Genomic DNA, 22,646 nt, shown 5'->3' with positions numbered 1-22,646 from the left:
TGTAATCCCAAAACGATACTCCGATGCTTAGTTTTGTAAAGCCGTTAAGTTGCTCGGGCCTTGCAATCCCAACTGTTCTGTAATATCAGTAAATGAACCATCGCCATTGTTATGAAAAAATACATTCGGGCCATAATTCAGCAAATACAAATCCTGAAACCCATCTTTATCAAGATCGATCGCCCCGGCAGCCATCGTCCAGTATCGATCGTCGACTCCTGCCTGTTCTGCCACATTGGTAAAAGTACCATCGCCATTGTTTTTGTACAAAGCGTCAGGAGTATTGGTATATTTTTTACCGTCTTCTGTTGAAATACCTTCAAGGTAGGTTCCGTTCATCAGGAAAATATCCATCAAATCATCATTATTATAGTCAAAAATGGTAATCCCCGAACCACTACTTTCTATTATGTTTACGTAAGTGTTATCTCCAAAATTATATTTAAAACCGATGCCTGCCTTTTTTGTTACATCTACAAAAGCGTCCTTGTTTTGAGCTGCCATCAACAAAGGCAAACTCAGTAACAGAAGCAGTACCCTTCGCTTAATTTTTCTCGTCATTATATGCTTGATTACGTACAAAGTTTCGGTAGCCCTCAATCGTTACTTTCCTGGTATTATATTTTTCCAGATATTTTCTATGTGCGGCATCCATCGGATACTTATCATTTTCTGAAGGAGGATAAGTTTTCATGCCATGAAAAGGCAGTGGTTCCACCTGGTTTCCAAAGGCAGTATTTAAATCGCCGTCTTTCACCCAACCTACGCTATGTATAAAAAAACTTCGCTTCCAACCGTCTGGCAATTCCGGCAGTGAGGTAGTGGAGAAAGAGATAGAAATCTCATCACCGGCATTTGAAATTATATACTGATCATCAGACTGCAGCAATAAAGGGAGTACATCTCCGTAACGTGTGTAATTTCCCACCAGATCAACCCACTGAGGATTTTTATCCACATCGTAATAATCGAACCAATGGGGACCATAACGTCCTCCTTTTCTATACATGCGAGAAAATCCGCGATAATGAAAATCGGCCGCTTCGGGGTCTAAGAAAGTTGTTTTCACAGAAACTTCTTCCGGAACATTTGAAAAGAAAATATAGTCCCAGTAAATCTCCATATTGGTAACCAGGCGCACCCGATGATCGTTCGTTTTAAATTTACCCGACAAATCCACAATTACTGTTTTGTCTTTCCCCATCGGGAAACCAAAATTCTCCACGGCATTCTCCCACTCTCCCTTTTTATTCACAACCTGGATAACCGGCCACATTGAATTCAGCGTGCTGGTTTGCGACAAAGCTGAGTTGATACTGGCATCGGTTGGAAATACCCAGCCTTTCATGTATAATTTCAAATGCTCGGTATCGGTCTCACTTCCAGGATCAATCGTAAGAGTGTGCATTTCGGTGGTACCCTGGTATTTTGCGGCATCAAACCCCGACAAATACACATCATCCTCTTTCTCAATACACGAAAGCACATTGTGATTATTATGATCGACAGCCGATACAGGAACTATTTTTTGACGTACCTGGTGCAAATCATAGCCCGGGAATGGTGGTGGCGTAAACTGCTCAGGAACAAACACCTCTACCGACGCGGGATGATCGGCCACTGCCAAACGAATTTTATCCATATAAATGGTTTCCCAAAGTTCGGATGTTACCTGCATAAGATATTTTCCATCTTTTGCTTGAAGTGCTGTTGCCGGAATTTTAATATAATCATCCGATGCGGCAGCAAAACCATAAGCCGTATTTTCCCCCATAATTCCCAGTGGCATCCCCAGTGCACTTCTCCAGGTTATATCTTTTACAAATTCGTATTTGTTGCCATTCCATGTGTACAGAAAAGGACACGATCCTTTCAGGGTTTGCGCTTCAATTAGAGCCTGATCTACTCCCGGACGGAAAATATTCTGTGGTACTCCGTTGGTCCATGTTATTCTTATGATATCAGCATTTTTACGATGCCCCAGTCCAAAATGAACGCCGGGTTTATCAATCACCTTCGTTTGGTAGAGATCGCCGCTTCGTACTTCAATTTTTGCCCCAATACCAAAATGGTTATTCTTGGCACTTCCGGTGCGCAACCCCACCAGTTTCATATTTACATAGTGATTAATATTACCACCATCATTACGCAACAGGTAAACACCGCCATTCGCTCGTGCCAGTAACACATCAATATCGCCATCTTCGTTATAATCAAACAAATCAATCTGGCTTGCTGACAATACATTCTCAGGAAGCAAGTTTGATACATCAGAGAATTTGCCCGGGGCATCGTTATGATAGAGGAATACCCCGCGTTCTCCTTCATTAACAGGTGTTCCTGCCAGAATTAAATCCAGGTAACCATCGTTATCAAAATCAAAGAGTTTTGCATCTTCCATCTGTGTATTAGCTGTGGATGCAAACATCTTATCCACATTTTCCAACTTCGAAAAACGACTGTTTCCATGATTCTCAAAAATCCGGAGTTCCCCTGTCTCTGACGACGTTAACAACACATCAAGAAAACCATCATTGTTAAAATCGCCAACCTCTACAGATTGTCCGGCAAAATGTTCTTCCAACGCACTTTCTGAGTTCACATTCATAAAAACCCCCTGGCGTTGATTGGCATAGAGCACAGTACCTGATGGTCCGGTTACAATCAAATCAATGTCGTCATCCTCATCAAAATCGCCAAAAGCAGCATCATATATTACCTGCTTTTTATCAATACCTGTTTGCGCTATTTTTTCGGTAAACGTGCCGTCACTATTATTGCGAAACATTAGCGGACCATTATCTGTTGCTTTCAAAATATCCAGATCGCCATCATGATCGTAATCAAAAAACAGAATGTTTCGCCCCGCACTTTTGTTTTCTAATCCGGCATCTGTCGTGTTAGCTACAAACTCATCTTTGCCGGCGTTCCGGTAAAGCAAATCTCCATCTTTTGTTGTAATAAAAAGATCAAGAAAGCCATCATTTTCATAATCAACAAAACCGACTGCCTGTGCTGCTTCCTGATGCTTTATCCCTACTTCTGACGCAACATCAGTGTAACGTCCCATATTATTACTAAAAAGATATTGATTACTGGTATTTGTTTCCTGATCAAAATTTTCAACATAAATATCGATATCACCGTCGCCATCGTAGTCGGCCGACACCAAATACGATTTACCAACCTTACCATTTGCAGCAATCGTTTCTAAATTATTAAGTCCTGCTGAAGCACTTACTTCGCTGAATTTTATTACATCGAGGTAAGACTTTTCCTCTACATCCTGAATAATGAGATCCTTGTTATACTCGATTAAAGGGAAGCCAATTAGGTTTCCTCCCGGACCTTTTAATTCCATAATTCCGGCCTGGTATGGCGCAGTAACTTTCATGTAATTATGAAAGATCGTGAACTGCGTAGTTGCTTTTTCCAAATCGTTTTTACGCAAAAGATCCAGCGTTTTTTCGTAGTATGTAATTGCTTCTTTTGGGAATGCGGGAAATTGTTTGGCAATCAGTTCAAGGCGTGCCAATGCGCTATCACCTTTATTTGCGTTGATGTAAATGTTTATAAGACTGAGCTGCGGCACCAGATTTTGGGGTACTACATCTACCAATTTCTGAATACATTCTTTTTTTGCAGTGTTTGATTCCTCATCGTTGGCAACAGAATAAAGCTCAGAAAGATCGTATAATATTTTTGCATGATCAGGAGCAAAAGTCAATGCTTCATTCAAAACCGAAATGGCTTTTTCTCTTTTGTTGTCCATTTCGTAGATGGTAGCCAAAATCAAACGAATATCTGCATCCTGCTCATCAATTTTAATTGCTTTCTGAATTTGTTCCTCTGCCTCCTGGTATTTCCCCATGCGAAGATAAGTTAACCCCAAATTGGCATACCCAAGTTTATCGTCGGGAGACAAATCAATGTACTTTAAAAACTCAGCCTCGGCTTCCTCAAGTTTAAACTCCTCGAGATAAGCAATCCCCATTGTTTGGGCGGTCATCAACTCTATTGCTTCCTGTTCCGGAGTCTTTTTTTTACCTTGCTCGCATGCTGACAACACCAAAAGCAGTAGAATAATTACAAGAAATACGCTATTATTTTTCATCATTTCATAAGTTTTAACGTCCCACCCCGATTAACAGGGGCACATATTTACACCAAGCAACTAAATGAGATCAGATTTACCATTCACTAAATTCCTCCGAACAACCTCAAAAATAGAACAAATTCAGCATTTTTTCCTCTCATTTCAGATCAGGATTTAATAAGTTTTCATGAACGAGAATCCATTCAAACGACTGAATTCTTCTGCCCAATTCATCAAACTGAATCTTTCCGGTTACGCCTGTATCATTTGCTGAACGTATAATGTCTTTAAATTTTTCCCTGTCAAAATCAGATTCGTTTATTTTTTTTATTACAAGCCAGGCTGCATCATAAGCGTAAGCGGCTGTAGGCGATGCCGGTTTATCAAATTCATTCAAATAATTTTCAGCAAACTCCTTCCCTTTTGAACTTGTCATGAAAAAGGTATTCGGAATTCTTGCTTCTTCAAAATCAGCAAAATAAAATGTATGTTCGTCATTTTCGCCCAATGCAGTAAAAGTTAAATACACTTTGGACTGAACCAATGATGAGTTACATAATTTAACAAGATCCACCGATTCGGATGGTTGCCCGAAAACAACCAAAACATCAGGCTGATAGTCTTTTATCTTTGTTATGGTTCGTTCATTAAAATCAGCAGTTTTATAACGAATTACGCGGGGTACGGTTTCGTTATGTTTATCAATCTCCTGTAAAAAATAATTAAGCGCATTTTGCGTATCATAGCCTTCGTCGGCAATCAACATAATGCGCTCTTCTTTTTGATTCGAATAAATCGCCTGATAAAGCTGTGCCGCTTGTTGAATATTATTTGGAACTAAACTAAAAAACCACGGCACATAAGCCTGAGCCAACGTAGGATCGCCTGCCCATGCTGATATATAAACTACCTGTGTTTTTGCAATAACCTGTTCGGCCAGGTGCGCATTTCTACCATCGTGGCTACCAATTATAGCCCACACGTTGTGGTTAAATACCAGATCGACAGTTTGTGTAGCGCCTGCTCCCCAAAGCCCTTCCATCGACCGGGCTATCAGATTAATTCTTTTTCCTTTTAATATTTCCTTTTTCCCAGCTTCTTTTATGGCCAATTCTACTCCTTGTTTTGCTTCAGTTTTTGTACTGTCCGATACTAGAAGACCAATATTTATGACTTTATCGGAATCTTGCTGAGCCATTGTATCTACTGTAAATACCATTGTCTGGCTAAACAAAATTAGCCCAATAAAAAAGGCTTTTATGGATCTGAATTTTCCCATGAAATAGATACTTCTTCTCAGTTAAGTGCTAAAGTTAGTAGCCTGCCATTCGAGTGGAGTGTCCCCGTTCTTTCATTAGCTCGGCAGGGAAAAACTGAAATTCTCCATCACTGTACTTCGCCATAAATATTTTACCAATATCATTCCACGAGGCATCAAATATAATCTCGCCGCTGGCACCTTTATAATTTTGAAAAGTTTTGAGATCGGTTAACACATCGCGGATTAATACACGGTTTAGTCCAACTTCTTCAATGGCCTTAATCATTAAATTCATGCCATCGTAGGCATGCACGGCAAAAACATCGGCTTCCATTCCAAAACGTTTTTTGTAATTCTCCTGAAACGCATTCAATATCGGATTATCTGCCCCAGGATTGTACTGACATGTTGTTACAATTCCCTGTGCTTTATCTCCTGCAATTTTCAGGAACTCATCAGAAACCACACGGTCTGAAGCAAATACAGGTTGTTCCATTCCCATTTCGCGTAACTGATTCAGCACCAAGGCCGATTCTGTTGCATTTCCCCAAATTAAAATAGCATCGGGATTTGCTTTTTTGATGTTGGCCAGTTGCATGTTAAAATCTGTTTCGCCTACTTCGAATCGCTCTTCCATACGAACGGGATGACCTAAACGTGTAGCCACACCATTAAATTCCATCACACCAACTCTGCCATAACGGTTATTTGCCCTGATAACGGCAAGGCGTTTGTGCCCTTCATGCTGAAAAATGTGGTAGGCCAATGCATATCCACTTTGTCTGTCGTCGCTAATTACCCTAATACCCCATGGGATGTTTGTTTCGGTAAAGGTAGGATCCGGATCTCCGGTACAAACCATTAGTATTTCACATTTTAGTGTTGCCCTCAGCGCCACGTGCGAAACAATGTCATCGATGGAGCCAAGCCATGCCCATACCTTTTCGTCGTCCATTTTTATGACTTCGTTAGCTGCAGCTCCCCATAATCCAACATCGTTATGAACCATTAATTTGTAGGGTAAACCGTTGTATCCCCCTAATTTGTTTGCTTCTTCAATAGCGAGTGTTGCTCCATTCAGCATTTGTTTACCGAGCGGAACCAATTCGGAGTTTTCAAGTGGTCCCAAAAACCCTAACCTAACTTCTGTCAGGTCGTTAGGTGCTTTCTTTTCCCGGCCGGCTCCATGAAACTCAATGGGCTCGACAAAATGGTATTTATATGCTTTTTGAAATTTACCATACGGAAAAATGCTGTCGGGAGTATTTCCGTACATTACTTTTCCTTCTTGTGCTGTTGACGGCCCTACAATAAACATAAAAGCCAGAAAGAATAGAAATATCAGTTTGTAATCAATTATCTTATTCATGAAATGCTTTTTTTGTTACTTATTCATACGTTCGCCACGACTTAAACCCGATGAAGTGGCCACCCAAATTATATCATTCTGCACATCAACACCAAGGATGAAATTATGTGATATTGACGGAGAAAAAGATTTCTCCGATTTATCTTCACCTTTAGTAATAATTGCTTTCCCATTTGTGTCATTTTCATTCTTTTTGTAGGTAATCCATGTTTCACCATCCGTTATGCTCAACCCCTGATCAGTACACACATAGGCCACATCACCTTTAGCATAAACGTAATTTATAAAATTACTTGCCAAACCACTGTCGTGGTCAAAATAACCTTTCCAGTGCACACCATCGTATCGGCTTAAACCAAAATAGGTGGCAACCCACAAAATCCCATTCGACCATGCACCTCCGGTTGTAATATCGTGTACTACTCCATCATCGGGAAAAAGGTCAATTTCCATATTCCCATCCGGATCTACATAATCTCTGAATCTCTTCGTTTTCTTATTGTATTCAACTACTCCGCCACCCCAGGCAGAGATAAAAATTTTATCGCCGCCAGCACAAACACTGTATGTCCAGGGTTCGTGCATTGGTGCATTTTCCTCGGTAAATATTTCCCACACTCCTGTATAGGTATCCAGCTTTCCAGCTCCTCCTCCGGTTGCTATCCACACATCCTTTCCATCGCACACAACCGAATAAATAAGGTCGTTAGGCATCCCGCTGTTCATTTGTGTGTATATTTCAAAAGATCCTCCCGACCAACGCGTTAGTCCTCCCATCGTTCCTAACCACACATCGCCGGTGATCTCGTTTACATCAATAGCAATAACACCATTGTGCGACAGTCCGTCTTCAGTAGTATAAGTCGTCCAGTCACCGTTTTCGTATACAGCTAATCCTTCATGCGTACCAACCAGAACACGGTCTCCATCGGCATGAACGGCATACGTTTTATTTCCGGGCAAACCATCAGCTTTGGTAAAGTTTTTCCAGTTTCCGTACACCGGAACGTTTTGCGCCTCATCAGATTTAACCTCCTTGCTTTGCAATGTAAATCCCATTAAGACAATACCTAGAAACGCACAGACGATGTTTCCTGAAACTGATTGATTAAACTTGATTTTCATACGTAAATATTTTGTTTGTAAAGGGCTAATTCACCCTATTTTTTGTTTAAAATTTGTAATTTCTTATCTATATATTACAAGAAAAGAGAGCACTCATCGGTACGATAAATGTGGTTATTGACGATTAACAGTATTGAAACAACAGCTAAGAAAATTAAAATTTCATACTCGTGCTTCTTGCACTCTCTTGGGTGCTTAGCCGTTGAGGTCAGTTTCATACTCGGCTTCGATATTATTCGCAAATAACGGGTGCCAGAAAAAATCGACCTTCTAATTTTGTATGGTTTATACTAAACTGCTTCTTTCGCAAGTGGCACTTCCTTTAGTTCAACGGTATATCCCAATTTGCCCAATTCGCTCTTTAGATATGTTTTGCGTTTTGCTTTCGTCCTTTCAATCAGGTAATCTGCTCCGAGCTCTTTGTATTCACAAGTATCTTTTAAGATATGATAAACAGACTTCAGGATCGAATGTCCTACTGCTATTAAGGCCCGTTTTTTGCCCCTACGCGCTGCCAACCGATGATACCTTGCCTTGTAAAATGTACATTTTGTTCTTGTTGCTGCCCAGGCTATTTCTGTTAAAACATTTTTCACCTGTTTATTTCCCTGGGTGGTTCTTCCGCTTTTTTTTTGCCCGCACTTTCGTTGTTACCCGGGCACATGCCCGCCCAGGATGCAAGGTTCTTTTCGCTTGGGAATACACTCATGTCCAAACCTATTTCTGCAACAAGGTCTTCTACACTCTTTGAACTGATGCCCGGAACTTTTTTCAGCAACTCCAGCACATTATCGTAAGGCTGCAGGATTTCTCTGATGCGCCCACTCAAATTCGCTATGGTTTGTTCGCTGTGTGCAATCTCCTGGCGATGGATGCCTATCATATAAATATGATGTTCAGTGATAAAACTCTGGCAAGCCTCGTAAATATCTTCTTTGCTTGCCCCGATTTTTTTGTGATAAACTTCTTCCACATCCTGCATCGTTACCTCTTTTCCATCACAAAGCTTATTTATCAATTTGGTGGCTACAACACCACTGGTAGAACTCAGCATACTGGACAATTTGATATTGGCATCTTCCAATTGCCGCATTATACGGTTTTTGTTCGATGCATTGCCCTGTATCAATTTGGTACGGTAACGTGTCAAATCCCGTAACTCCCGTTGCTCTTTGGGCGGAATATAACTGGGCTTTAACAGACCCGCCAGCAATAATTTGCATATCCAGGCACTGTCTTTTTTATCCGTCTTGTGGCCCGGAACATACTTGATGTGCGCTGCATTGACTATCCAAACTGTCAACCCGGCAGGTTCCAGTACGTTGTAAACAGGCTTCCAGAACACACCCGTACTTTCCATTGCCACGTGCGTAATACCGTTTCCCAATAACCAATCTCTCAATTCTTTCAAAGAACTCGTAATGGTGGGATAATCGAGTGTTTGCTTTTTTACCCCTTCTCCATCAATTGTGGCTGTTACCACTTTTTTGTGTACATCAAGTCCGCATCCCCGGGATACTACTTGATCGAATAATACTTGTGAAGTTCCCATTTCTATCAGCTTTTAGTTATTCGGCTTATGCCTAAACTAAATTACAAATCATTGATAGAATTGGTACCCCACGCATCCTTCCCGATTTTCATTCTCTCGGGCGTCAGTTAATTGTCATGTAGGTTTCATATTATTAAAATTGTTCATTTTTATCGGTATACTATGGAACTCGCACGATTTTAATTATCCTCTGGGTGTAATATTATAGATGTTCGTTTCATTCGTATTTGATTTTATTGATATCCTTCTTGTCGTTTAAAAAAAACTATTACATACCTGAGTTCAACACCTCCTGTTCAGGTGTTTCAAGTTTTGCACTTCGCAGCGATTTCAGATAATTAACCAAATCGTTTAACTGCATTTTTGTCATATCGTTTACTACTCCATGTTGATCTTCGCCACCATAAAGTGTCCATATTTCTTCGAGTGTTGTTGCACGCCCATCGTGCAAATAGGGAGCTGATGCAAAAATGTTATTTAAGTGTGGTGTATCAAACTGTATGGTGTCATCGGTTGCGGATAGTGTACCTACATCAGCAAATTGAAAATTTGTATAAAAAGGTGCCGGATGACAAGTTACACACCTTCCATCCATCGGAATTTCTTTTCCAAAGTTATCTTCGGTTCGTTCAAAAATTTTCTTTCCTCGTTTTTGCGATGCGGTAAGTTCTCCATTGGGATTATACATTAGGTTTGGAGGGTTTTTAATGCCGGTCATTATGAACGAGGCCAGCGCATCAAGATCAGGATAACTAAACGCCTCGGTACGTGTTAATACTGTTGAGAACCGCATTCCATCCTGTTTATACACGGTCTGGTTTTTACCATTCCATTTGAAAGGTGCCGTATGGTTTATTTCGCGCAACGATTGTGTATTTGTCACATTTCGGCCCATACCTTTTCCGGCCATATTATATACCAACCCATCTTCGTGGTAATCGGGATGACAAGTATAACATGAATACTGATTCTGAAATGTTCCGCCGGCATTTACAAAAACTTGCCGTCCTCGTCGGTTAACACTTATTTTTTTGGGCCCACCCAAATCTATAGGATCTAGATTCTCGAGTTTTTGTAAATCGACAACCCCAACCTGATCATCCAACTGGTTCGCAACGTATAACCTTGTTCCGTCATCCGATAGTGCCAATCCTTTTGGTGCTGCTCCGGTAGGTATGCGTTTTTCAATATAATGCCGGCTAAAAGATAAATCGTTGGCAAAATAGTTTAATTCTTCCTCGCTGTAATTTTGTAAGATTGAACGAATAGAATCGAGATTAACCACAGAGATATGATTTACTCCAGTGCTTGAGATAAAAGCCCTTTTACCATCTTTACTTACTACAATATCATAAGGATCGGAAAAATACGAATTGGGTTCATCCAGTAAAAACTGAACAACGCGCTGCTTGCCCGTTTGTTCGATAATTCCAAAACCATGATTCATCATCCAGCCGCGTTCTACCTGAACCGTTGGAAGTAGATTTTTAGGCCGAATTAGCGACATTAAAACCAGTTCTCCGTCCGGAGTAAATGCCATATTTTCCATTAAATACGCATCCTTTACTTGCAAGGTATTACGAACAATTTTTTTTTCGCCATCGAATTCGGTAATAGCTGTCACTGTTGGTTCACCAAAAGGGACCATATGAGCTCGTCGGCCTGAGACATATAATTTACTGCCATTAGGCGACAACACAATCCCTGTTGGGTTATACGCCGCCGGCAAGCGCCTTACTTCTTGTTTTTTACCAAGATCAATTACGGTAAGATCAGAAGAAAAAGTGTTCACAACATATAAAAACTGTTCATCGGTACTAAGCATTACTCCCGACGGACCGTTTCCTGTGGTAATCGTATCACTAACTTCTCCAGAGGTGAGATCAACAATCATTACATTATCGCTCCACTGGTTGCTCACAAAGGCCTGCCTGCCATCTTTAGAAAACACAACACTATGCGGAAATTTCCCAACCGGAATATGCTTTTCAACGTTTTTACTGTTTACATCAACCAACAACAACTCATTAGCATCCTGTGCTACCACAAATAATTTTTGCCCATTGTTGGAAACTGCCAGGTTAATCGGCGAATAATAATCTTCGCTTAACCATTGGCCTATTGGCCGGTCTTTATCAATCATGTGTAAATGGCACGATGTACATTTCAGAGGATGATCTTCCACAGCAGTCATGTAATTAACATGCTGCCGTGCCTTTTGTCTTCCCGGGAAAAAGATCAGCAGCGCAAACAAAATGATAACCCCGAGGGTAAAATATATCTTTTTCCTATTCATGCTCATAATCTTTCGCATTAGCATTTTTCAAACTCAGATCCGAATTCTGCTTAATAATACGCGGATCTTTTCTAACTGACAATGGCTGCCTGTTGAAAGGAGAAATCGCAGGTCCCGTGTGACAACCTACACATGCTCGCCGTTCATTTGGACGAATATAATACCAGCTTCCGGGGCCATTTATAACCTCATTATCGGCCGACAATGTTTGAATACGAAACGGGAGGTCAGCTTCAATTTTCACATAAAACGAACCGTCCTCTTCCACGCTAATCACGCCAAGACTGGTATCAACACCCAAAAATTCTATCTTTTGAGCTCTATCGTTGTTTGTCTCTACATGACCCGAAAAATTCACATCCTGACACAGAAGCAAACCCGATGGTTCCTCCAATTTTACTGCACTAGGCAAGTTTCTTGGTCGTTGCATGACTTTAACCTTTGTTGCCTCTATTACATTATAACCTTTGCTTTGGTATATCTCTTCCACTAAACTCTTTGCCGTATCAAAAGTGAATAAGCCAAAATTTTCATCTTCACTTTTTCGGTAAACAACCAGCGCATTTTCCTCTTCTCCGTTTGAAACCGACAGAAACTCACCTTCAATTCCTTCGCTCAATATTTTATGGCTGTGCAACGGCATACCGTACGAAAGCGAAATGATATTGCTTTTACTCCCGCTACGTTCAACAAATAACATTTTATCATTGCTGTTTTCTATCACTTTGCTTTGCACATATTTTCCGTTTTCGCTTTTATAGAATAGTTCCAGTTTAGTGCCGTCAGGTCGCATTACCATAAGATTTTGCTCTCCCTCCTTCGGGTAAATCTGTTTTTCCATGGCCAGAAAACGGCCATCTTTCAAAACAGTAAGCGCCGCAAAAGTTTGCGGACTAAATGTTATCTGCTGCAGATTACTCCCATCGAGATTAGCAGTAAACACCTGGTTACAATCTTTTATTTTAGCGCTACTCAGTTGTTTTGTAAATGCAAAGCGATTGATAGGAAGGTACGTTGGATTTGTACAATCGGTTTCACCCAAAGTTAATTGCCTCGTTTTTCCCGAGCTCAGTTTCATTTCCCAGATTTGCCAGTTATCGCCAGCCTGTTCTTTGGCGGCAAAAAGCATATTTTTTCCATCATGAGAAACCGTGGGTGTAATAGCTGCATAAAAATCAACGGATAATATTTTTGTTTTTCCGCCGGGTTGAACAGCAACAATTCGTGCCCCTTCTAATTGTGGAACATGCCATGGTGAATAATCCAGCTCAAGTTCCTGCGGAATTTCGGTTATCAGAATTGCACCCTTCATGGATGTTCCGGAACAACCACTCAGAAAAATAGCTGCAGCAGAGCACAACAGGATTGCTATTTTTTGTAATTGTTTAATAATTCTCATAATCAGGATTATTCCGGTTCAATAATTGGCAAAATTTGATTGGTCTGAATATTGGCTATTTTTTGCACAATTCCCGAAGGCCATTTTACCTCAACCAGATCAATCGTTTCGCTTTTCCCAACGCCAAAGTGCATACGCGGATCGCCCTGTGAGAGATAACCGGTTGTGCTTTTCTTTTGTGCAACCTGTTTGGTTTCGCCACATGTTATACTCACCAATGCTCCAATTCCATCTCTATTACTTTTTGTTCCCTGCAAGCTAAATTCAATCCAATTGTTTTGGTTGCCTTTATTATTCCGAATAAACTTGCAGGCACCATCAATATTCATGATGAAGATATCTAAATCACCGTCGTTGTCGTAGTCTCCGGTGCAGGCGCCTCGTCCAACATTTTCCTCCTGAAAATAAGAACTCAGATCAACCGATATATCTTCAAACTTATCGTTTCCAATGTTTTCAAATAGCTGATCTTCGTGGCCATATAAATGTTTTAATTCACCATTACTTTTGAAAATATCCACGTCGCCATCATTATCAAAATCCAGAAAGCTGGAGGACCAACCAACAAATTGCCCTGATGCCACTGAAATGCCAGCGGAATATGATATATCGCTGAAAACATTACCGCCCAGGTTTTTGTACAATGAACAATATGTGTCGTCAGAGATAAATATATCAAGCAATCCATCGCCATTAAAATCGGCAAAATCTACCGACATGCTTACCGTTGCCTCTCCCGACTGGCTAAAGCCGGTTCCCGACATTGTTCCCACATCAGTAAAACCTTTTCCTTGATTATTCTGCCACAAATAGTTTACGGTATGATCGTTAGCAACATAAATATCAACAAAACCATCGGCATTGTAATCGGCAATACCAACTCCCATCGCTCGTCCATCCAAATCTTCAATTCCCATTGCCTGCGTAACATCCTCAAAAGTTCCATCACCATTGTTGCGATACAAAATATCTGGTTGGCTGTCATAAGCAAGTGGCCCTGGAAAACCATCAGGTGCATAATAATAATCATATTCCGGATCGAAAAACAAATAATTGCCCACGTATAAATCAAGGAATCCGTCGTTATCAAAATCAAGCCACGAAGCACCTACGCTAAATTTCCCGCCACCTTTTACACCGGCACTTTCCGACTCATCCGTAAAAGTACCGTCGCCATTATTATGCAACAATACATTTTCGCCAAAGTTACTCAGGAAAATATCCGGGAATCCGTCGTTATCGTAGTCGCCAACAGTTATTCCCATTCCGTACCACGGGCCGCCTACTTTGGCCTGCTCCGTCACATCCCGAAATGTTCCGTTCCCCATATTTTTATACAAGTGATTGTGTGATGGATTTTTAGGTTTATCACCACTGCTGAGATTTTCTCTCCAGGTACCATTGCAAGCGTAAATATCAATGAAGCCATCCTGATCAAAATCAATAAAGGCAGCCCCTACACCACTCGACTCTACAATGTTGGAAAGTTCATCGTCGCCAATGGAGTGTACAAAATCAAGTCCTATTTCGTCGGCAATTTCCTGGTAAAATGCATCATTAGCAGAAGGTGGAGTTAAAAGCTGTTTTGATTCTGTATTTTTATTCGACTGACAAGCAGTAACAAATAAAAGTATACTTACAGAAAGTGTCAGCAATTTGTTTGACACAAAGCTGCGATTGATTTTCAGATAAGTCATAGTTAGTTAGTTTTAATCAGAACACCAAACAATCATTTTATACATTTGATCAGATCAAAAAAACAGAATGCTCACAGACTGATCAAGGTTTTAGAACAATTCTATTTAAATTATTCACCCAGTAGAGTGATATTCCAAAAGTGTGAAAAATGAACATAAGTAGCAAATATTTTTTGATGTTGTAACAATCATTTTCTCAGTTCCATATAAATACCTGCTTTCCATGTCTTGTCGTCTCCTCCAGAGTGCGGGTCATTGTAAAAAACTTCGATAATTCTTCCCGTTGGTTCATCTCCTTCTTCTTTTTTAAGTTTTTTATACAGCGCTCCCCACGAATAGTCAGAGTAACAATAGTTCCCAAAATATTCAGCATATATTGCTTTTGATACTACTACCTTTTTCAATTTTATATTTGGATGATCAGGAATGCGTTCAGGATGCATAACAGGAAAACAGAATTCAAAATTGATAACATTAGTTGAGGGATCCCAATGATGAATAACAAGCATCGGATCTCCGTTTAGCCCCAGTTCATTATCCTTAACAAACATATTTAGGTCTAGCACGTTACGAATCATCTCATCAGCTTTTCCTCGTATTGTACTTTGCGTTGAAATGGCTATGCAGGCAATTTCGTTAATGCTGTTATAATCTTTAAAAGTGTAGCTAAATTCGTTGCTTCTTTCTATCATTTTATCGCGAATAATCTTGATATTCTTTTTCACGCTTTTTGAAAATATTGAGCGCTGCAAAAGGATATCAAAGCGATTCTTCATTTTTCGATTAGGCTGAGAACACTGAACAACAACTTTCGTTACTGAATCATTTTTCTGTTTTAAAAACCAGTTGAAATCCCACTTCTCATCATTCAATTGTAATTCGCTTGCCAGCTGTTTCCAGGGTTCTTCATCCTTAATAATAAGCTGTCCTGCTTTTAGTGTTTTTCCATCCCATTCGTTATGATTCTGTATAAATGAATAAGCTACTGACGAATTTACCGGCGCTGTAAACATGACCTTGTAATCCCACTTTTTCAGAAAAAAATACCACAGGGCTGCAGTAAAAATTAGAAACAGAATTGGTATAGAAATATATAATTTTCTTCGTTTCATAATCAGGTAAACATCACTAAATTCAACTTATCCACTTTCCTTATTTCTTCACTTTATTCCAGATTAACGCTTCGTTGTTTGGAGCTGCCAACACATAACTTTCATTTCCAACATCAATTAAATTCAGCTTTCTTATTTCTTTTTGTGAATAATCCAAACCACAATAAACTCCTCGTTTAATGCTTCCATCACCCGCTAGCACAATACCGGAGTTGGCAACATATCGGCCATGAAAAGGCGACACCCCAAGAAAATTACCAGCCACAAGCACATCCTGTTTCCCGTCGTGATTAAAATCACTGACAAGAAATTCATTGATGGGAGCAACCTGAAGTTCTGGTAAAAACGAAACAAAATGATATTCAGAACCTACTTTATCCAGATAGCCCGATTCCAAACATGTAACATCGAGCAAAGAAGCATCATTAAGTAACTTTTCTCCAAATATTTGCGGCATGGTTTCACCTGCAAAATCGCGATAATTCTTGTATCTGCCCGTAATTTCTCCCAGCTGTTCATCCAACTGATCTTTTGTATTCACGGGGTAATATTTTTCTTTATTTTCCATGGCCAATACCGTTTCGGTTTGGCCATTTTCATCAAAATCATGAAAGTACAACCGAAGCGGAAATTTTTTTGAAGCATGCAACTTGGAATTCGTCCCCCAATTTCCCAACAAAAATTCAGTTTCACCATCGTTGTCCACATCAAAAGGAATTACTGCACGCCACAGACCTGCGAGATTTTCAGGAATAAAGCTTTTTACAAGCGAGAATTCACCGGCATTATTCACATAAAAACGAGGATTCATCCATTCTCCCACCACCAGTAAATCGGGCTGTTCATCATTATTAACATCACACCAGGTAGCATCTGTCACCATTCCAGCCTTTGAAATATCGGGCTGATCGCTTATACTGAATTGGCCAGTTCCGTTATTCACCAGCAAATAAGACTTCGGAATTGCCCCAAAGCGGTACGAGACAGCTCGCCCTCCAACAAAAATATCCTGATCGCCATCCCCATCAAAATCACAAAACCGAGCCACGGAGCCGTTGGTAAAATAATCGGGAATTGCAACTTCGCTTCGAGTGAAATTTGCATATCCGTCGTTTAAGTATACCCGGTCTTTTAATTCCGGCATTTGCCCATAAAACTCGCCACCAGCTGAAACCACAAACAAATCCAAATCGCCATCATTATCAACATCAACAAAATGCGCATCTACATCTTCAAAAACAGCATCATCAACAAAAGCCGGAAGTACTTTTTCTTCAAACCCTTTTTCGGATTGGATGAATAGACGGGCGGTATCGTGTTTTGCAGCTCCCATAAAAAAATCGGGTCGGTTATCTTTGTTTACATCACCCACTGCTATTGCCGGCCCTTCTGCCGAAATCATATAAGGAATAAGTTTCTCGCGATCGAAATCGGAATAGGCATTTTCGACATGTTTTGCCTGCATTATTTCTGTGGAGTCAGGAGCCTCAAACCAGAGTTCAAGTTCAGGGTTTAAGCGTTTCCAGTTAAAAGGTTCTCTTTTGGATTCAGGCCGAACGATCAGCATTTGGTTTGCCTCCACATGATGAAGTGTCTGCCAGGTATTATCGGGCCAGATTATCAGCAAAGAATCCACAACGGTTGCTTTATTTAAACCAAAATGCACCACCGGATCAACCGAAGATTGATAACCACGGGTAACATTCAACTGGCGCATTTGTATTTTTCCATCGTTATACAACACCACTTTTGTTCCAAGTCCGAAGCGGTTTTTTGTTTGACAATCGAAAGTCAATTTCAGGTAGTTATTTCCTGCCTTGTTCAAGTTTTCGTAAATAACCGGTTGGGCATTAAAATTATTGGTAATAATATCCGGGTCGCCATCATTATCAAGATCGGCAAATACGGCCCCGGTACTTTTCAGGGTATCATCCGGTATCCATTTTCCCGATTGATCGATGAATTCAAATCCTGTTCCTTCGAAAATATAGTTGTGAATAATGCCGGTTGGCATAGCTTTTAAAGCCAAATTATCCATCAGGTTGGTATTTTCGAGGGTCCCTTGAATCTGGTCGTTTGAAATAAACCGTATATAATCAAGATCATTTGGACGACGCTCGATACCTGTTCCCACAAAAAGATCGAGAAATCCGTCCTGGTTATAATCAGCAAGTAAAGGAGCCCAACTCCAGTCGGTGGCGGCAACTCCTGCCTGCAAAGCCACTTCTGTAAACGATTTCCCTGCATTGTTGAGCTGCATCATATTACGCGAATACTGCGGATGATAGCCCAACTTTTGTTTTAGCTTTTCCAGGCTCATACTGTTATCACCGTCTGAAGCCTTCAGCACTTTTTCATCTTCCGGCAACATATCCAGCGTAATTAAATCCATAAAACCATCGCCATTAATATCAGCAATATCATTCCCCATAGAAAACCGACTGGTCATTCCAAAACACTCGGTCAACTTTTCAGAAAATGTACCGTCGCCATTATTGAGGTAGTAATAATCGTTTTCAAAAAAATCGTTACTAACAAAAACATCATCCCAGCCATCGTTATTAAAGTCGGCCACTCCCAGGCCGAGTCCATATCCGATGATGCCACCGAAAATTCCTGCCTCCTCACTAACGTCGTTAAAATAACCATCATCGTTACGAAGCAACCTGTCGCCCGACTCGTATTTACGGTTAAAGCGTAGCGAGGCTGCTCCATAAGATTTAGAGGTGTGTACGGCCTGATTCAACAAGTACATATCGAGATCGCCGTCTTTGTCGTAATCAAAAAAAGCAGCGGTTGACGAATAGGTATCAAAATCGAGCCCATACTTCCGGCTTTCTTCCTTAAAAGTTCCATCTCCCTGATTGATGTATAACTCATTATGCCCTTCAAAACCTGAGATTCCAATAACGGCCATTACATAAATATCTAACCAGCCATCGCCGTTCACATCGGCCATTACTACTCCTGTGTTCCAGTCGGAATTACCTGCCACTCCCGCTTTTTCAGTAATATTTTCAAATTGCAGATTCCCTTTATTAAGAAATAATCCGTTCTTTTCAAGGTTTCCGATAAAAAACAGATCGGGAAGAGAGTCGTTATTGACGTCGCCTACAGCAACACCTCCGCCATTGTAATAGTTTAAATAATCAAGAATACTAGCCTGCTTGGTATCATGTACTTCATTCTTAAAATCGATTCCGGTTTTATCTGGGTAATGAAGTTTAAATTGCCGCTCTTTTGACTGACATGCACTTAATATAACCGCAATCAAAACAAGTAAAACGATATTATTTGATTTTATATAGCTGAGCTTTTTCATCGTTGATGCCAATTAGCAGATGTTTAGTTTTGTTAATGGTGATTTGATTAAGGCTTCGAACCATTCCGGTGCCTTTTATCCCGGATCTTGATATTCGGGAAAACCCCTGTTCTCCTCCTTCCAGCAGATGGAAGAATCCGGCATCGAGTCGGCCGAATTGTGGTTTATAGTCAAAATCATTGCCTCCGAGCAAAAGATCCGGGTAATTATCACCATTTACATCAGTTGTAAGAATTCGGTTCACACTGGAAAACTGTATTTCTGCAGGTAAAGTGTCGATGCTGAATTGCAGATCGCCATTGTTATATGCCACAACACTTTCAAATATCCGGGTATCCTTCACCAACGAATTATCGAGCAGTTCGGAAGGTAAAATTTCGTAAATAGATTTTATTGCAAAGTCGGAAAAGGTCAGGTTTGTTTTTTTAAGCGAAACAATTTGGTTGGTAAGTTCCCGCTTTAAAGGAATAGGTTTGTCCATTCCATCTAAATGGCGAGTAAGAATTTGCTCCACAGTTCCGTTATTATCGAAATCGTGGATAAACATTTTTGCCGGGTTTTCGTGGCTGGCATGGTAGTACATATTTAAGCCCCTGTTGCCCAGTACCAAATCAGCAGTACCATCTAAATTAAGATCGGCTGCCGACACTGCATTCCACCATCCTGTTAGCGAATCGAGACTACTTGAAAGCTCTTGTAAACGACGCCCATTTGAGGCATATATCTTGGGTGCCATCCACTCGCCAACAACAATTAGTTCTTTACGCTCATCGTTATTAATATCATACCACAGCGCATCAGTAACCATTCCGGCATCCATAAGCTTATACGCTTTTGATTCTGTTACATCCGTAAAATTTCCGTGACCATCGTTTTCAAGCAAATATTGTTTTGGATTGATACCATAAATTTGTGAAACTCCCATGTTTCCAATGAAAAGATCGGCATCGCCATCTGCGTCAAAATCGTTGGCCGCAATTACCGATGTATTGTAACGCATATTGGGCAAAGCAGATGCTGCATGGGTAAAGTTACCGCGGCCATCATTAAGGTACAAACGATCCATTAACTTTTCGTCTGCAGATGGTGCGTCGTTTCCCCCGGACCCGACGTACAAATCCGTGTCGCCATCATCATCTGCATCAAAAAGCAAAGCGGCAGTATCTTCAAATAACTTATCGGTAGCCAAATCATTACTATTTCTTTTTATAAAGTCTCCGGCCTGATTTTGAATCCAAAGTTGTGCAATTTCATCGGTTGCGCCACCAATAAAAACATCATCACGATTATCTCCGTTAATATCTCCAACAGCAATGGCAGGTCCCTCTCTTGACGTTTTATGCGGCACCAGTCCTTCCTGTTCAAAATCAATATAAACGTTCTCGTTATGTTTCTCAAAAGCCGTTTGTTTTTGCTCAAAAATTTCTTCTTCTGTTTCTATTTTCGGCAGGCTATTGTAGCTTGTTGTTGCATTATTAACATCTAACGTTAACCAGGAATTGGCAGCTACATTATCAATGCGCTGCTTGTAGCCATTTGGCCAGTAAACCACTACGGAATCAGCCTGCTGATGGTTTGCCAGACCAAAATTAAGCCGGTAACCTACAGAAGATTGAAAACCACGAGTAGGAAACTCCTCTTGTTTTAAAGTAAGCCCGTTGTAATAGACATATACTGCAGCGCCAATACCGAAAATGTTTTTGTCACCCCCTTTTAAATCAACAGCAATATAATTGTTTAGCCCTTTATCACTCGTAGTATTCCGAAACAAATGACAGATTTGGTTTACATTACTGATTACCAAATCCAGATCACCATCATTATCCAAATCGCCATAAGCCGAACCATTTGAAAAACTGGGTACATCAAGCCCCCAGCTGGCAGCCATATTTTCAAATGTAAGATTACCATTGTTGCGAAGGGCATAATTTGGAATCGGGTTACTGGGCATCTGACTAATAATGTTTTCAACTTCCTCCTTCTCTCCCGACTGTTTCATCTTCTGCATAATTTTATCGGCAAAGTAGTCCATAAAATCCATGTCGGTGAGATCATAATAAATACCATTAGACACATAAATGTCGCGGTAACCGTCGTTATCCATATCCAGCAATAAAGCGCCCCAACTCCAATCTGTTTGTGCCGAACCGCTGTAATAGGCTATTTCAGAAAAGGTTTCATTCCCATTATTTAGGTGCAAAGCATTTTGCATGTACTGATTATAAAACCCAAGATCATATTTCATATCAACCAGATCGTAGGTTTCAAACTCACTGGTATTTTTTAGGCGTTCATCACCTTCAGGAAGCATATCGGTAACAAAAATCTCGGCATAACCATCGTTATTAATATCTGCCAAATCAGCTCCCATCGACGACATGCTTAAATGCTGGATATAATCACGCAAACTTTCTTTAAAAGTTCCGTCTCCCTGGTTGATATACATGTAATCGCATTCGTAAAAATCGTTTGATATATAAATATCAGGCAGCATATCCTGGTTAATATCACCAACGGTAACGCCCATTCCAAAAGCAATCAGACTCCCCATAATTCCAGCTTCCTCGCTAACATCCACAAACTTGCCGTTATCATTTTGCATAAGTTTGTCACCACCTCCCCGGTATTCATCGGGTAGGCTCCATTCATCACTTCTTAGCATTCGTCGGTTTGAATAACCAAGGCTATTAACCGGAATAAAACTGTTATTCAGAATGTAAACATCAAGGTCACCATCACTGTCGTAATCAAAAAAAGCAGCATGAGTTGTATAACCTGCATCATCAAGGTTATAATCTGTGGCTTTATCGGTGAAAGTCAAATCTCCATTGTTGATGAAGAGTTCGTTTTTATGGTCGTCGCCTTCAACGTTTCCGGCATTACATACGTAAATATCAAGTAATCCGTCTTGATTTACATCGACCATTGCAACGCCGGTAGACCAAGCCCGTTTACCACTAACTCCAGCCTTTTCGGTAATATCTTTAAACGTAAAATCACCTTGATTGAGGTAGAGTTTGTTCTCTCCCATATTTGCAATCATGTAAATATCAGAAAATCCATCGTTGTTTATGTCTCCAATTCCAACTCCCCCTCCATTGTAAAAGTTACGGTACGTAAATATGTTAAAGTCTTTTTCGTCCTTCACACTGTTGACGAAATCGACTCCACTGTTTTTTGCCGGAACAAACTGAAATAAAGTAGCCGCCAGATGCTCTTCTGTTTTATTGGCACAAGAAAAAAACAGGCCGAATACGACTATCGCGGTTATGACATTCTTCACCATTTAAGATTATTTTCTTGGTTTAGTCTGATTTGTTAGTCAATCAGGTTTCTAACAAATCTAAAAACTTTTCTGCTAACAATTTACCGACTAAATAACTTTACTCAAAAGTTTATAAACCAATTCGTTTTTAA

Annotated in this window: 13 protein-coding genes; all 13 read right to left on the bottom strand. The window is 40.3% G+C overall.

Features of this window, described 5'->3' with window-relative positions; genetic code table 11:
- Positions 1-27: 27 nt before the first annotated feature.
- The 13 genes from G0Q07_RS08195 to G0Q07_RS08135 all read right to left on the bottom strand — a co-directional run bounded on the left by G0Q07_RS08195 (position 28) and on the right by G0Q07_RS08135 (position 22,515).
- The gene (locus G0Q07_RS08195) at positions 28-561 is read right to left on the bottom strand and encodes an FG-GAP repeat domain-containing protein (protein WP_163345629.1); all 534 of its coding nucleotides are present in this window, start codon (positions 559-561) and stop codon (positions 28-30) included.
- The gene (locus G0Q07_RS08190; protein ID WP_163345628.1) at positions 545-4,117 is read right to left on the bottom strand and encodes a CRTAC1 family protein; all 3,573 of its coding nucleotides are present in this window, start codon (positions 4,115-4,117) and stop codon (positions 545-547) included. Before G0Q07_RS08190 ends, G0Q07_RS08195 begins: the two co-directional genes overlap by 17 nt.
- Positions 4,118-4,253: 136 nt before the next feature.
- Complete coding sequence (locus G0Q07_RS08185) at positions 4,254-5,375, bottom strand: ABC transporter substrate-binding protein (protein WP_163345627.1); 1,122 nt, start codon at positions 5,373-5,375, stop codon at positions 4,254-4,256.
- 34 nt (positions 5,376-5,409) lie between these two features.
- Positions 5,410-6,726 (bottom strand): ABC transporter substrate-binding protein, encoded by a 1,317-nt coding sequence (locus tag G0Q07_RS08180; protein WP_163345626.1) that lies wholly within the window; start codon positions 6,724-6,726, stop codon positions 5,410-5,412.
- A gap of 15 nt (positions 6,727-6,741) precedes the next feature.
- The gene (locus tag G0Q07_RS08175; protein ID WP_163345625.1) at positions 6,742-7,851 is read right to left on the bottom strand and encodes a ligand-binding sensor domain-containing protein; all 1,110 of its coding nucleotides are present in this window, start codon (positions 7,849-7,851) and stop codon (positions 6,742-6,744) included.
- 290 nt (positions 7,852-8,141) lie between these two features.
- The gene (locus tag G0Q07_RS08170) at positions 8,142-8,447 is read right to left on the bottom strand and encodes a hypothetical protein (protein ID WP_163345624.1); all 306 of its coding nucleotides are present in this window, start codon (positions 8,445-8,447) and stop codon (positions 8,142-8,144) included.
- Positions 8,444-9,403 (bottom strand): IS110 family RNA-guided transposase, encoded by a 960-nt coding sequence (locus tag G0Q07_RS08165; RefSeq protein WP_163345623.1) that lies wholly within the window; start codon positions 9,401-9,403, stop codon positions 8,444-8,446. The genes G0Q07_RS08170 and G0Q07_RS08165 overlap by 4 nt, the downstream gene beginning before the upstream one ends.
- 268 nt (positions 9,404-9,671) lie before the next feature.
- Positions 9,672-11,699 carry a beta-propeller fold lactonase family protein gene (locus G0Q07_RS08160; RefSeq protein ID WP_163345622.1) on the bottom strand — a complete coding sequence of 676 codons (2,028 nt, stop codon included), beginning with the start codon at positions 11,697-11,699 and terminating at the stop codon, positions 9,672-9,674.
- Complete coding sequence (locus G0Q07_RS08155) at positions 11,692-13,098, bottom strand: HzsA-related protein (protein WP_163345621.1); 1,407 nt, start codon at positions 13,096-13,098, stop codon at positions 11,692-11,694. The genes G0Q07_RS08160 and G0Q07_RS08155 overlap by 8 nt, the downstream gene beginning before the upstream one ends.
- Positions 13,099-13,106: 8 nt before the next feature.
- Positions 13,107-14,795 (bottom strand): CRTAC1 family protein, encoded by a 1,689-nt coding sequence (locus G0Q07_RS08150; protein WP_163345620.1) that lies wholly within the window; start codon positions 14,793-14,795, stop codon positions 13,107-13,109.
- A 188-nt stretch (positions 14,796-14,983) separates the two neighbouring features.
- Complete coding sequence (locus tag G0Q07_RS08145) at positions 14,984-15,907, bottom strand: hypothetical protein (protein ID WP_163345619.1); 924 nt, start codon at positions 15,905-15,907, stop codon at positions 14,984-14,986.
- Between the two features lie 40 nt (positions 15,908-15,947).
- On the bottom strand, positions 15,948-19,229 hold the full coding sequence (locus G0Q07_RS08140; protein ID WP_163345618.1) for a VCBS repeat-containing protein: 3,282 nt from the start codon (positions 19,227-19,229) through the stop codon (positions 15,948-15,950).
- Positions 19,198-22,515 (bottom strand): VCBS repeat-containing protein, encoded by a 3,318-nt coding sequence (locus G0Q07_RS08135; protein ID WP_163345617.1) that lies wholly within the window; start codon positions 22,513-22,515, stop codon positions 19,198-19,200. The genes G0Q07_RS08140 and G0Q07_RS08135 overlap by 32 nt, the downstream gene beginning before the upstream one ends.
- Between the last annotated feature and the right edge of the window lie 131 nt (positions 22,516-22,646).

This window comes from Draconibacterium halophilum, from assembly GCF_010448835.1.
In the GTDB taxonomy this organism is placed as follows: domain Bacteria; phylum Bacteroidota; class Bacteroidia; order Bacteroidales; family Prolixibacteraceae; genus Draconibacterium; species Draconibacterium halophilum.
Note: the sequence above shows the minus strand (reverse complement) of the source record. Positions and strands in the feature narration are given on the sequence as shown.

Bases quoted from the DNA above. Each gene is read 5' to 3' on its own strand.
- G0Q07_RS08180 (WP_163345626.1), bottom strand. From the start codon at position 6,726: ATGAATAAGATAATTGATTACAAACTGATATTTCTATTCTTTCTGGCT.
- G0Q07_RS08155 (WP_163345621.1), bottom strand. From the start codon at position 13,098: ATGAGAATTATTAAACAATTACAAAAAATAGCAATCCTGTTGTGCTCT.
- G0Q07_RS08135 (WP_163345617.1), bottom strand. From the start codon at position 22,515: ATGGTGAAGAATGTCATAACCGCGATAGTCGTATTCGGCCTGTTTTTT.
- G0Q07_RS08195 (WP_163345629.1), bottom strand. From the start codon at position 561: ATGACGAGAAAAATTAAGCGAAGGGTACTGCTTCTGTTACTGAGTTTG.
- G0Q07_RS08160 (WP_163345622.1), bottom strand. From the start codon at position 11,699: ATGAATAGGAAAAAGATATATTTTACCCTCGGGGTTATCATTTTGTTT.
- G0Q07_RS08140 (WP_163345618.1), bottom strand. From the start codon at position 19,229: ATGAAAAAGCTCAGCTATATAAAATCAAATAATATCGTTTTACTTGTT.
- G0Q07_RS08190 (WP_163345628.1), bottom strand. From the start codon at position 4,117: ATGATGAAAAATAATAGCGTATTTCTTGTAATTATTCTACTGCTTTTG.
- G0Q07_RS08175 (WP_163345625.1), bottom strand. From the start codon at position 7,851: ATGAAAATCAAGTTTAATCAATCAGTTTCAGGAAACATCGTCTGTGCG.
- G0Q07_RS08150 (WP_163345620.1), bottom strand. From the start codon at position 14,795: ATGACTTATCTGAAAATCAATCGCAGCTTTGTGTCAAACAAATTGCTG.
- G0Q07_RS08165 (WP_163345623.1), bottom strand. From the start codon at position 9,403: ATGGGAACTTCACAAGTATTATTCGATCAAGTAGTATCCCGGGGATGC.
- G0Q07_RS08145 (WP_163345619.1), bottom strand. From the start codon at position 15,907: ATGAAACGAAGAAAATTATATATTTCTATACCAATTCTGTTTCTAATT.
- G0Q07_RS08185 (WP_163345627.1), bottom strand. From the start codon at position 5,375: ATGGGAAAATTCAGATCCATAAAAGCCTTTTTTATTGGGCTAATTTTG.